The sequence below is a fragment of the Virgibacillus sp. SK37 genome (assembly GCF_000725285.1).
Classification (GTDB): Bacteria; Bacillota; Bacilli; order Bacillales; family Amphibacillaceae; genus Virgibacillus_Q.
Map to the genome: position 1 here is coordinate 168,680 of NZ_CP007161.1, position 13,038 is coordinate 181,717.

Consider the following 13,038-nt stretch of genomic DNA (forward strand, 5'->3'; position numbering starts at 1 on the left):
ATTGTCTTTTGGTTCTAAAAACTTAATTCTTCCTCCCTCGTTTTGTTTACATACTCATTATAAGACGGAACATGTTATTACAAAAATAGTGGTTTGTCATAATAGATATTACGTTTATCTATGTAAGCGATATCTTCTATTTTGAATCCAGCTGTTTTTGCATAAAGTGAAGCCATTCTTTAGTGACAAAATTCATGTATTTATTGTTTTTCCATATCACACCAAGTTGCCATACAATAGATGGCGACTCGATACTAACGCTTCGAACATCGTCACTTAGCATTTCAATAATACTTTTAGGAAGGATACCAATACCAATTTGTGCAATAATCATTTGTTCAATAGAATTCCACTGAGAAATTTTCGAAACAATATGAGGTATAAAGCCCGCGCGTTTACAAGAGTCAGTTATTATGTCGTTCAGATAAAAATTTTCGTTAAATAATATAAAGCCTTCATTTTCTAGTTGTATTAAAGACACTTTTTCTTTATCTGCTAAAGGGTGATTTTTATTTACAACAAGTTTTAATTCTTCTTCGTAAAATGGAAAGGATTGAAAAAGACGATCATCAACAGGTAAAGCAGTAATTCCAACATCGAGTTCATCAATTTGAATACTTTGCTCTATTGTTTTTCCACCATTTTCGATAAGTTCATAAGTGATATTGGGATAGCAATTATGAAAATCGGCTAAAATTTTTATGAGTTTCTTAACATTCATAATTGGAGAAAGACCAATTTTGAGATGTCCAGTTTTAACCCCAAGTAAATTATCCATCACAACTGGTAAGTCTTTGTATAAATTTACAATTTCATTACATTGTTCAAAAAAGATTTTACCTGCATCTGTTAGTTTTAAACTTTTTTTGCTTCGATCAAATAAAATTAATTGTAATTCATCCTCTAAGTTTTTAATCGTTTTACTGATAGTAGGTTGGGCGATAAATAGTTTTTCCGATGCTTTAGTCATACTTCCTTGTTTTACAACTTCAACAAAATAGACCATGTGTTGTATATCCATATTATTCCTCCTGTGTTTCAGATGCTTAATGAAGATATTATCATAAAGTAAACAGGTTATGAATGGCATGGTAAATCCCTATAATTTAGGTCATCTAAATTAGTGGCGCTAGGAGACTTCCAATTTTACACTCTGGTGATACGATAGTGATTTAGCGATTAGTGAAGCCTTGGGTTACAATTAGAGTATTCAACCGATGTTATTGGGGAAGTCCTTGATGAATAAGCGTAACAAAATGATCTATTAGGCAACTTTGGCTTCAACTGATGAAATATTTGTGGACGTAACTTGTTTGCCAAGTAATACTCATAATTCCATAAACAGTCGATTGTAATATGATGAAATTACAATCGCCCTAAATAAGCAGAAACGGGGGGGTCTACATTTATTCATTGAATACATGGATACAATGAAATAACATTGACTAATTCATACTTTTTAATATATAGGTATTGATAATCCGATCACTATGCCCTCGTTCCAACAAAACAAACGCCAAATTTTAGTGCCTTAAACGAAAAAGAAAAGAATATTTATTAAGAAGTGGTTGCAAATACTTTAGCAATGTTCGCTCCAGACTATGAATATGAAGAAATAAAGGTAGCGATTGATGTGAAAGGGATTAACTTTGAAGCGACTGGAAAGGTTGAGAAACAATTAGGCTGGAAATCATTATTCAAAAATCAACAACAAGCTAAGAAAAAGGAAATTGTCTTACCAGCAATGGAAAAAGATCAAGCTTGCCAAGTTAATGTAGAAATAGCGAAAGGACAGACAAAAGCCCCTAAGTATTATACCGAGGGGCAACTGATTAATGTGATGAAATACGCTGGAAAAGAGGTAGATGACGAAGCATTGCAACACACTTTAAAAGAAAGTGAAGGGATTGGGACAGAGGCAACAAGAGCAAGCATCATAGAAACATTAAAACACCAATTGTATATTGGAATTAGAAAGAATCAAGTAACTGTATTAGATAAAGGAAAGATACTTTGTCAGGCCGTAGAAGGAACGTTACTTGCTAGTCCGGAGATGACAGCAAAATGGGAAACGTATCTAAAGAAAATCGGAAAGAATGAAGGATCTCAAGAAATGTTTTTCAATAAAATCAAACAAATGATTGAGTTTTTAATGCAAGAAGCCCCTAAGAAAATTGGAAGCATGGAACAGTTCTTGCAACAGGTGAATGAAAAATTTTTTATAGGCAAATGTCCCCGTTGTAATCATGAAGACGGAAAGATTCAAGATAAAGGAAAATTTTATGGATGCAGTCGTTATCGTGAAGGGTGTACATTTACGTTACCAAAGAAATTCCTTGGCAAATCCATAAGTCAGATAAACATTAAAAAGTTATTGGGTGGCGAAAAAACCAATTTAATTAAAGGATTTACAAGTAAAAAAGGAAAAAATTTTGATGCGTCTTTACGCTATGACCAAACCGAACAAAAAATAACATTTGAATTACCGAAAGGATGATCGCGATGGATATGTATGTAAATGGGGCATATAAGATAGTTGATTTAGGATATGTAAAGGAAATTAAAGAAGCTAGTGTTGTCTTCATTGTTGATGCTGGGGAAATAGAAGTTGAAGTAGATGCAGTCACAAAGGATGCTATAGAAATGATAAATCAAGCAGATGAAGAAGCGTTGATTCCATTGGATGTGAAGGAGAAAGCAGTCATCTTGGAGGGTGAACCAGTTTGAGATACCACTAAGGGGAAGCTGTTTAGTGAAAACTGTATGTAAAAAATGATGTTGATCGCTGAGATAGCGGTCTTTTTATTTTGCATAATGAAACATTAATAGGCTGAGCAAATAAATAGCTGATATATCTAAGGGACTTCCAGGTGGGAGTCCCTTTTATTTTTCGGGAGGATGATATTTCATGAAAAGAAAAACATTCGAACAAAAACAGGAAGAAGTGAAACAATTAACAGAAACGATGAATCAGTCCATTGAATCTTATTTTGAAACACCTGAACAAATGGCTGATCACCTAGCTTTCATGATGCAGTTTTATCAATATTCATTACGAAATACAGCCTTAATTCAGAGTCAATTTAAGGGAGCACAAGCAGTAGGAAGTTATAAGTTTTGGCAGGAAAAAGGCTTTCAAGTGCAAAAAGGAGAAAAAGCCATTCAAATTTTAGTGCCAAATAAGACGCAGCCGAAATTTAAAGATGAAAACGGCAAATGGAAAAGCATAAAAAAGGCGACAGAGCAGGAAAAAGAATTAATCAACAAAGGGGAATTAAAGAAAAAGGGAAGTGGGTTGTATTTTGGAAAGGGCAGTGTTTTCGATGTTTCACAAACTAATGTAAAAGCTAGTGATCTTCCAGATGTTTTTCCAAATAGATGGCTGGAGGGTGACGTTGCAAACTATCAAGATATGTTAGAGGCCCTGCAAAAAGTGGGAGATAAACTGGATGGAACTAGGTGCTGCTAAAGGTGCATTTTACCAAGGAATAGATGGCAGGAAAAATCATATTGGTTTAAATCCACGCAATGGCGAATTGCAAAACGTGAAAACATTAATCCATGAATTGGCCCATGCCAAGTTGCATGGTACACCCGATAAGCATTTCAATCTAACTTCAGAAGAAAAAGAATTCCAAGCGGAAATGACAGCTTATGCAGTAGCCTCGTACTTTGATATTGATACAAGTGATTATTCTTTGGGCTATCTTGCAAACTGGACACAGGGAAAGGAATTAAAGGATAAAGCGCAGTTACTTGAAGAAGTAAGGGGAGCAGCTGTAGAGTTTATAGAAACCATGGAGCCTGAATTGATGAAAGAACAGGAGAAAGGTATGGAAAATGGAAAAGATGTGTTCATACAGGCTGTTCACGACAGGAATGATCTCTCAGAACTGACAGAAGTTGATGAAGCGGCGATGGAATATGTAATTGATTATAAGGAAGAAGAGTACATAAAAGGATTGTATTTTTGTGTGGATGGTGATGTCGTTGTAGGAGTGGATAATTCCACAAATGACGCTTGGACGGAAGAATTTGATCATGTCGTAAAGTGCAAGGCTTGGTTAAAGGGATACGATTTGGATATTGAGCAGCCACAAATATTCATTGAATGGTCGGAGGCATCAGAATTAGAAACTGCTTCAATGATGATTTTGCACTAGGTAACGAAATAATAGAGAAGCTTGAAGAAAGGTATCAGGAAGATAAAAGATACTATAAAACTCGTTATCATATTGTGTATCCTGGAAGTGATAATTCAAGGATGGAAGTTGTTAGTATGGATCGTTTCGGTATCGGAGATGGGGAATTCCTGAATCCTCATCATCAGATACGAAGGGAAGGTAATCTTACTAACGAACAGCAAATGATGCTTGATGATGCAGTTTATGGTCATTTGCTTGAAAATGAAAGACTTGATATTGATGGTTGGTTGAAAGGTAAAAATGAGAAGAAAAAACTACAAACAGTAGACCTAGAAATGATGTGAAAGTCTTTATAGTTTGATATACTTGCTATTAGTGTAATAGGGCTTTCATGGGTGGTAGTTCACCCCTTTTTTGAAAGGGGGTGATACGATGACAGTATTCGAAGCATTGTTTCTGATGATCGCGTTCGCAACTTTAGTTGTAGCTATACTGTCAGAACAAAAAAAGTAACCACCCGATGAATGCCTAGCCGCATTTTGGTTGGTTACTTTTCCGATTCAAACATGTGAGCCGCGCGCCCTTGAGGGCTTTTACAAACCTTGACCGTTCCATGTACCAGCATGGGCGGTCTTTTATTATTGTATGTGTTTCTATATACAGCATACCTCAATTTCAACAATAAATAAACATGTATGGATCATCATTGCATGGTTATAAAATATAAAGTAATATGCCAACTTTTAAACTGTTAATTTTTAAGCTGATGATAGAATAGTACAGATTTTCCCCTTTAATACATTATCCAATAAACGTTTGCAAGTGGTATAAAAAGGTAACATAGTAGGTATCAAATTGGCTGGAAATATTCCGGGCATAAGTGGACGAAAAACAATAGATAAGGGGGAACTAAAATGGCTTTTGACTATGATCTGGATTTTGAAAACATCAATTTCCGTGAGCAACCTGAGTTGTATAGAGTAGGCAGAGGTGAACAAGGAGTCTTAATGGTAGAGCCTTATAAAAGCGAAATCCTTCCATACTGGCGGTTTAAAACTCCTGAGATAGCAAAGGAATCTGCTGATAAAATCTATCAAAAATATCTGGAGTATAAAGAAAACGATGACTTTATTGGCATGGATATGGCTAGAAAATTTCTTCAAATGGGTTATACCAGGTCTCGTCGCTACGCAAATTATAAAGGTGGAAAAAAATATGACGAGCACGGTAAAGTGAATGATAGACATATGGATTCAGAAAAGGCAAAATCAGCTGCTATCTTTGAAGTGAAATGGAAAAATGTTCGGGAAGATGAAGACTATCTTAAGCTGAAAAAAGTTCACCAGAAAAAATATGGATAATAGCATGGCATAGATCATTACCTGCTTAGGATCGGCTATAATTAGTACATGTAGCAGGATTGCTGTATTATTTCGCGCTGAATAAAGTATTACTAGCGCCTTGCTAAATAAATTTGCTGATTGGACCATTCTAGATCTTCTACTTTTTGATAATGAGTCCTATATGGAAACACAGAAGTAGTACATCCTAACATGTATTTTCTGTTGAATATAGAAAGAAACAGCTCTCCGGTAGTTTAGTGAAGAGCTGTTTTGAAAAGTTATGATTTATCTATCATGACGCTTCTCCAGAAGAAGTCTACAATTTCCTTAGCAGCTTCTTGAGAATTGGTAAATAATGTGTCTCCATTTGCATTTTGATAATTGCCCGCATTAAGAAGAGATATATAGGAATGTACGGTAAATGCAGGATTAACCTGTCTAATTTCTCCGTTAGCTATTGCTTCCTCAAAAATTTCTTCCATTCCCTCGTACATGTAATCTTCGGCAGTATGAATTGCTTTTATTTGGTCATGGTCAAGCATACTTTTCGCATTCTGAATAAAAAAATCCATATCCAGATGTACTGCTATCTGTAAGTATACTTCAGCCACCTGTTGCAATTTTGTTTTTAATTCTATTGGTTGACGGAGCAGTTCAATAATCTGTTTTCGAACCCGGTACATGAGCTTAACCATAGCATCTGTGTAGAGGTCCGATTTTGTTTTATAGTAATAATAAACAGTAGCCTTCGTCACATTCGAAGCTGAAGCAACGTCATCCATGGAAACATCTGCAAAGCTATTTTCCATAAAGAGCGTGGAAGCAGCTTGGAGAATCAGCTCATTCGTAGGTTGCTTCTGTTGGGTTGATTTAGGGCGGCCAAGTGGGCGGCTAGGCTTTTTATCCATCGGTGATGACTCCTTCACAATCTTTTATATTGATAATTAACTAACTAGTATATATAATTATAGCAAATAATGATTCACAACGCATGCGCCATGACGAGAAAGGGTGAGTTTTTGAAAAATTTACTTGCAAATTGGGGAAAAAGTATAGGCCCGAAAACACGTTGGCTGACAATCATTCTGTGGGTATTGTTAGTTGGAGTTGTTTCTGTAGTATGGCCCCAAGTAAATAGTCAGGAAACAAAATCAAACCAACTTCTTCCAGAAGATATAATGTCCGTGGAGGCTTCCAAAATTGCCGATGAACAATTTTCAGAGGATGCGGGTGTACCATTGCTCTTAGCATGGTATACAAATGATGGCTTAAGTGAAGAAGATTATAAACAAATTCAAGAGCTTTACGGAAAATTGGAAGACCAGCCTCTTGATCATCAAAAAACAATCCCGCCGTTTGCGAACATGCCCCCTCAAGCTTTAAAGGAAGCGGCATCGGAGGATGGAAAGGCATTAACTACGCCAGTGATCTTTAAAGAGAGCGCCTCAACAGAGGAATTGCAACAATCGCTTGATGATTTGCAGAAAAGGGTAGAATCCGTGATAGGGGAAAGCGTTCTCGACTCAGATTTAAAAGAGAACGGATTACACCTCCGCTTAACAGGTCCGGTGGGGATACAGACAGACGCTACTTCGTTATTTAGCAGTGCGGATGTGACACTTTTAATTGCTACAGTATTGCTTGTACTTATATTACTCATTATCCTTTATCGATCTCCGATTCTTGCCATTGTGCCCCTTGTGGCAGTAGGTGTTGCATATGGATTAATAAGTCCCTTGCTTGGTTTCATGGCTAAGCAAAATTGGATTGAGGTAGATGCACAGGCAATTTCGATTATGACGGTTCTATTGTTTGGAGCAGGTACTGATTATTGCTTGTTCTTAATCTCTCGCTATCGCGAAGAGTTACGGCTTGAGTCAAATAAATACACGGCATTACATAAGGCAGTGACAGGCACAGGTGGGGCCATCATGATTAGTGCCTTAACAACTGTTACTGGTCTATTGACATTAGCACTAGCTTATTATGGCTCTTATGACCGTTTTGCTGTTCCGTTTAGTTTGTCTATTTTTATTATGGGAATTGCTGCATTAACTCTATTACCTGCAATATTAGCTATTCTGGGACGATTTGCATTTATCCCGTTTATTCCAAGAACAGAGGAAATGATCCAGAAAGTAGAGCAGAAAAAAGGGAAAAAGCTTCGCAGACCACAGGCTACTGGCCCATTTGGCAGAGCATTAGGACGCTGGTCTACAGAAAAGCCATGGCTCATAATCATTAGCTGTGTCATTGTATTAGGAGGATTGGCTGCATTTGTTCCACAAGCTAAATACACGTACGGATTACTTGATTCCTTTCCGGAAGATATGCCATCAAGAGAGGGTTTTGAAGTAATTGCAGAACACTATCCACCAGGGGAAATCGCTCCTATCCAGGTGATTGTGGATAGTCAAGGTAAAGAGGTTTCCTTAAAAGAGGAACTGGAAGAGATGAAATGGGTAGAAACAGTAAGTGAACCAGCTACAGGTTCCAAAAATGAAAACTACCAGCAATATGAAATCACTTTATCCATTGATCCATACTCAAATAAAGCAATTGAATATATTCCTAAGCTAAAAAATAATATTGAGGAATATATGCAAGGAGAAGGATTAGCTGCAGATGAAACGGTTTGGCTTGGTGGTGAGACAGCAACATTATCTGATACAGAGGAAGTAACAAGTCGAGATCAATCCATTATCATTCCAGCTGTATTAATTATCATTGCATTGTTACTTCTCGTTTACCTTCGTTCCATAGTAGCAATGGTTTACTTGCTTGCAACGGTACTGTTATCGTATTTAGCAGCCCTTGGACTTGGTTGGATTATTATTCATTACGGGCTTGGAGCTACTGCAATGCAAGGGTTAATTCCTGTTTATAGTTTCGTTTTCCTCGTAGCGTTAGGTGAAGATTATAACATCTTTATGGCCTCTAGTATTTGGAAGAAGAGTAAGCATAAGCCACTCAAGCAGGCGATTAGTGAGGGAGTTAGCGAAACAAGTAGTGTGATTGGGTCTGCCGGTCTAATTCTAGCAGGTACCTTCTCCGTCCTTGCCATTTTACCGCTACAGGTTTTGGTTCATTTTGGTACAGTGACAGCGATCGGTGTACTTCTCGATACGTTCGTCGTTCGGCCACTACTTGTACCAGCATTAACGACCGTTCTGGGCAGATATGCATTTTGGCCAGGGAAGCTATGGAAGAAAAAAGAGCATGATAAGGAAGTAAGCAGCTAGATGTTACTAGTGTAGAGCAACGAAGTAGATAATTATATAAGAAGAACTCAGGAGTCATCAACTGGAAGAGGATGAACCTGACTTCTTTTTAATCTTGGTTCTAATATATGTTGGCTGCCGATTAATCACTTCTCCGGCAGATTATCTCGCATTCCACTCCAACTGTGAATGAACACGCTGCGTTTGTACTCAACATCTTTAGTAGAAACTTATTAATAAATTAGCTATACCTTATAGTTATTACAACTAGCCATATCCTTTTAAAAATCACCACAAACAAGGTAAACTGGTTGTGAAAGGAGTTTGACTATGACTAACGAATATTCCTTACCAGATCAAATTAATCAATTATTAACTTCAAATAGAAGACAAGCCGACCATTTCACGGAGCTTATTCGCAAAGGAAATTATATGCCGGAAACAGCAGATGTACTTATCGATGCCATATCCGCATTGAGTATGGGTAAGAATGTCCTCTTAAAGGGTCCAACCGGGTCAGGGAAGACAAAATTCGCCGAGACACTTTCCTATTTATTTAATCAGCCCATGTTTAGTGTGAATTCATCCGTTGATTTGGATGCAGAAAGTCTGCTTGGATTCAAGACCTTGGAATACAAAGATGGGCAGCAGCAAATTGAGTTTGTTCCCGGACCTGTTATTAACGCTATGAATTATGGAACTTTCTTATATATTGATGAAATAAATATGGCTAAGCCTGAGACACTCCCCCTTATTAATGGGGTGTTGGATTACAGAAGAACGCTTACTAATCCGTTTACGAATGAAATTGTTTCTGCCAAGGAGGGTTTCGGTGTTATTGCAGCTATCAATGAAGGGTATGTGGGCACAGTACCATTAAATGAAGCGTTGAAGAACCGGTTTGTAGTCATTGAGGTTTCTTATATACAGGGGGAACAATTGAAAGAACTGATTCGCATCTCCACAAAGCTTTCCGATGAAACATTAATCGACTTATTTGTTAAGTTATCCGAAGATCTTATCTTCGCGGTTTCCCAAGGGAAAATAGCAGAAGATGCTGCCTCTGTTCGTGCTCTATTGGATGCCTGTGATTTAAGTGCTATTATTCCGTCAAAGAGGGCAATTCAACGTGCAATTACAGATAAATTGGACGAAGCAAGAGAGAGGGAATTTGTAGCTAATATAGCTGAGACGCTATTTAGATAGGAGAATAGACTATGTATCGTTTTCATCATTCCAGTGTGGATACAAACCTTTTTCGGCTGTTACAAGATATGTCTATAGTGCTTTCAGGTCATCCTGATCTGTCCTTTGAATATAGCTATGGATCCTATATTGACTTAGTTGATGATAAGCTGACAGTCAGTAGAACCTGGGATACGGCCACAGCGGAGTTTCAGACAGCGGGGTTAAAATCAGATGTCTATTTACGCGCCATTGGCACCCTCCGGTATACGGACCTTCCTGCAATAAAGCGTTATATATCGGCGCTTGGAGAGTCATCTATCCCTAAGTTTGCAGGACAGCTTGCTACACTTATGGAGGATATCCGACTGGAAGAAAAGATTAAAAAAGAAAGACCTGGCACGATTTCTGTTTTTAATATACGGACAAAATATTATAAACATAAATTTGAGAACGAATTAGCATCTCATGTAACACGCGGGTTCGCTCTTGATGAACTATTTTGTCTCATTTATTTATTACTTCAGGCGGACACACCAGACCCAAACTTTCCAAGAGCGAATCAAAAGCAGCTGGATCGACTGGAAAAGCTCAAACCGGAGTTATATGCCGTGTTTGAAGCAAGGACTACTGGTGATATAACCAAGCTTGCCGAACGAATTGTTTTCGGCTTGGGAAGTGAATACAAAGACACAGTGGATGATTATTTTGTTTTACCAATAGGCCATTTGGAAGCCTACACAAAAAACACCCTGTTTGATGAACTTACTAGAACGGATGAGCTTGCTAATGAAGATGTGGAAGAAGTAGATGAAGACAAAAATGAGTATATTGATGAGGAATTTTCTACCTGGCATAGAGAAAATGAAAATAGTGACCGAAAGCAAACCTTTCTTCAATTTGAATTGGATGTCGGGACGAAAACAAGTATAAAGGGTGGAGGAGCCCGAGAGACGGAAGATGGTGACCAGGCAATGGCCACGGTTCAGGGAGCTTCCGGGCAAAGTAAGAACAATGATTACTCTGACCTTGATACATTAGACAAAGAAGAGAGCAACCAGGGGAAAACGAAAGATAATCAGTATGGTGAAGCAAATAAAGCTGCAGTAAAACATGACCTCGACGCAGATAAACCAACGAATGAAGATAGAGAGCTGTACAAGGAGTATCTGCAGGATGTGGAGCCATATGAACGAAAGCTTTCCAATATTATAAAGAAAACAATCGAGCATAAGAAGAATGCACCGAGAAGAGATTTAATGGCAGGCAGGCTCTCTAAAAAGCTATTACCTCTTATCCTTGATGAAAAGCCAAGAGTGTTTTACAAAAAGAACCAAGAGTCAAAAGAAATGGATGCTGCATTTACATTACTTGTTGATTGTTCTGCTTCGATGCAGGGGAAAATGGAGGAAACGAAACGGGGAATTATTTTGTTCCATGAAGTGTTAAAATCCTTTAATATCCCACATTCGATTATCGGTTTCTGGGAGGATGCGATGGAAGTTGAAGAGGATTACCAGCCGAACTATTTTCATAGGATCCATTCCTTCTCTGACTCCCTTTACGAATCTAATGGCGCAAAAATCATGCAATTAGAGCCAAGAGAAGACAATCGAGATGGTTTTAGTATTCGCGTTGCAGCTGAAGAGTTGGAAAGACAGCCAGAAAAAAATAAATTCCTGCTCGTTTTCTCTGATGGAGAACCGGCAGCAGCCAATTATGAACAGAATGGAATTATCGATACCAATCTGGCAGTATCGGAGGCCCGAAAAAGAGGTTTGGAAGTTATTGGCTTATTTTTATCAGATGGGGAAGTAGAGGAAAGAGAGAACACCATGATGGAGAATATTTATGGAAAAGAGCGGGTAATTGTTCCATCCGTCTCTGAGCTGCCGGAACATTTTGCGCCATTATTGAAAAGTCTCTTGCTAAAAGTAATATAGTATTGATATATACAAGGGGGGAGTTTTTTTGGAGCAGCCAATTCAAACGTTAAGCAGGAAGAATTATGAGGAAATTTTTGCTCTATCACAGTTCGCATTTCAGTACAAACTTTCACCGGAGGAAATGGAGAAGAAGAAGGCAGAAGCTGATCGCCATACAATCTGGGGTTGGATGGAGGAAGACAAGATTGCAGCAAAACTTCATCTCATCCCTTTATCCTGTTATATTAACGGAAAAGAGCTCCCTATGGGCGGGATTAGCTCTGTAGCAACATGGCCGGAATATCGTAGAAAAGGCATGGTGAAGCACTTGCTACATCATGCTTTGACGGAAATGAAGCAGAACGGTCAAATGATATCTTACCTGCACCCTTTTTCATTTGCCTTTTATCGTAAATTTGGCTGGGAACATGCCTTCACAGAACAGCATTACACCATTCCCATTGAGAAACTGAAGAAAAAATGGGAGACGTCAGGTTATGTGCGAAGAATTGAACCGGACATCTCTTTACTAAATGAGTTGTATTCCAAATATGCAATAAAGTGGAATGGTATGCTTGTACGTGATGAAAAATGGTGGGAACAACGTGTGTTAAAAGGCGATGTTCACATTGCAGTAGCTTATGAAGAAAATGCACAGGCAACGGGTTATATTATGTATGAGGTTAAGGAAAATACAGTCAAGGTGAAAGAGCTTGTACATAACAGCTTAAATGCTCACAAACTGTTACTTCACTTTATTGGCAATCATGATTCCATGGCTGAAAAGGTTACTATGGTTGTTTCTGAGGGCGATCAACTACCTTTATTGCTTGATGAGCCACGCTTTGAACAAAAAGTAGAGCCTTATTTTATGGCAAGGATTGTGGATGTTGCTGCTTTTTTAAAAGCATATCCTTTTACTGGAGAAGGAGCAATAACGATTACAGTGGAGGATGGCTTCTTTCCTGAAAATACAGGAACATATCATGTTGAGCTGGCAGATGGAACAACACATGTTACTATCCGTGAAAAGCAAAAGTCGGAGCAGCCTGCTATTTGTTCTATTCAAGTTCTTACAGGTATGCTGTTAGGATATAGGCGACCAAGCGATTATTTTAAAGCTGGCTTATTAACCGCCAATGAGAGTGAGATAGAAATATTGGACCAACTTATACCGGAGGAGCAGACCTTTTTAACTGACTTCTTTTAAACATATTTA

General features: G+C 38.0%; 13 protein-coding genes. 11 read left to right on the plus strand and 2 right to left on the minus strand.

Going from position 1 to position 13,038, the window contains the following annotated elements; genetic code table 11:
• Positions 1–136: 136 nt before the first annotated feature.
• Positions 137–1,021 carry a LysR family transcriptional regulator gene (locus X953_RS00950; RefSeq protein ID WP_010529476.1) on the minus strand — a complete coding sequence of 295 codons (885 nt, stop codon included), beginning with the start codon at positions 1,019–1,021 and terminating at the stop codon, positions 137–139.
• A 543-nt stretch (positions 1,022–1,564) separates the two neighbouring features.
• Between X953_RS00950 and X953_RS00955 the strand changes: the two genes are divergently transcribed.
• From X953_RS00955 to X953_RS00980, 7 genes are all read left to right on the plus strand, one after another.
• Entirely contained in the window at positions 1,565–2,497 is a 933-nt protein-coding gene (locus X953_RS00955) for a type IA DNA topoisomerase (RefSeq protein ID WP_232217757.1), read from the plus strand.
• 5 nt (positions 2,498–2,502) lie between these two features.
• The gene (locus X953_RS00960) at positions 2,503–2,727 is read left to right on the plus strand and encodes a hypothetical protein (RefSeq protein WP_040953976.1); all 225 of its coding nucleotides are present in this window, start codon (positions 2,503–2,505) and stop codon (positions 2,725–2,727) included.
• A 181-nt stretch (positions 2,728–2,908) separates the two neighbouring features.
• Complete coding sequence (locus X953_RS00965) at positions 2,909–3,469, plus strand: ArdC family protein (protein ID WP_040953977.1); 561 nt, start codon at positions 2,909–2,911, stop codon at positions 3,467–3,469.
• Positions 3,450–4,163, plus strand: a complete 714-nt coding sequence (locus X953_RS00970) for an ImmA/IrrE family metallo-endopeptidase (protein WP_040953978.1) — start codon at positions 3,450–3,452, stop codon at positions 4,161–4,163. Before X953_RS00965 ends, X953_RS00970 begins: the two co-directional genes overlap by 20 nt.
• Positions 4,112–4,489 (plus strand): LPD25 domain-containing protein, encoded by a 378-nt coding sequence (locus X953_RS19960; RefSeq protein ID WP_198023301.1) that lies wholly within the window; start codon positions 4,112–4,114, stop codon positions 4,487–4,489. The genes X953_RS00970 and X953_RS19960 overlap by 52 nt, the downstream gene beginning before the upstream one ends.
• An 88-nt stretch (positions 4,490–4,577) precedes the next feature.
• A complete protein-coding gene (locus X953_RS20450) occupies positions 4,578–4,658 on the plus strand; it encodes a putative holin-like toxin (RefSeq protein WP_367946666.1) in 81 nt (26 codons plus the stop codon).
• Positions 4,659–5,059: 401 nt separating this feature from the next.
• Positions 5,060–5,506 (plus strand): DUF4385 domain-containing protein, encoded by a 447-nt coding sequence (locus X953_RS00980; RefSeq protein ID WP_040953980.1) that lies wholly within the window; start codon positions 5,060–5,062, stop codon positions 5,504–5,506.
• A 260-nt stretch (positions 5,507–5,766) separates the two neighbouring features.
• Here the strand turns inward: X953_RS00980 and X953_RS00985 are convergent, their stop codons facing one another.
• Positions 5,767–6,396 (minus strand): TetR/AcrR family transcriptional regulator, encoded by a 630-nt coding sequence (locus X953_RS00985; protein WP_040953981.1) that lies wholly within the window; start codon positions 6,394–6,396, stop codon positions 5,767–5,769.
• 90 nt (positions 6,397–6,486) lie between these two features.
• Here X953_RS00985 and X953_RS00990 point away from each other — a divergent pair, with 90 nt between their 5' ends.
• The 4 genes from X953_RS00990 to eis all read left to right on the plus strand — a co-directional run bounded on the left by X953_RS00990 (position 6,487) and on the right by eis (position 13,029).
• A complete protein-coding gene (locus tag X953_RS00990; RefSeq protein WP_040953982.1) occupies positions 6,487–8,730 on the plus strand; it encodes an MMPL family transporter in 2,244 nt (747 codons plus the stop codon).
• Positions 8,731–9,039: 309 nt separating this feature from the next.
• A complete protein-coding gene (locus X953_RS00995) occupies positions 9,040–9,915 on the plus strand; it encodes an AAA family ATPase (RefSeq protein WP_040953983.1) in 876 nt (291 codons plus the stop codon).
• 11 nt (positions 9,916–9,926) lie between these two features.
• On the plus strand, positions 9,927–11,837 hold the full coding sequence (locus X953_RS01000; RefSeq protein WP_040953984.1) for a nitric oxide reductase activation protein NorD: 1,911 nt from the start codon (positions 9,927–9,929) through the stop codon (positions 11,835–11,837).
• Between the two features lie 28 nt (positions 11,838–11,865).
• Positions 11,866–13,029, plus strand: a complete 1,164-nt coding sequence (gene eis, locus X953_RS01005; RefSeq protein WP_040953985.1) for an enhanced intracellular survival protein Eis — start codon at positions 11,866–11,868, stop codon at positions 13,027–13,029.
• Positions 13,030–13,038: the final 9 nt, after the last annotated feature.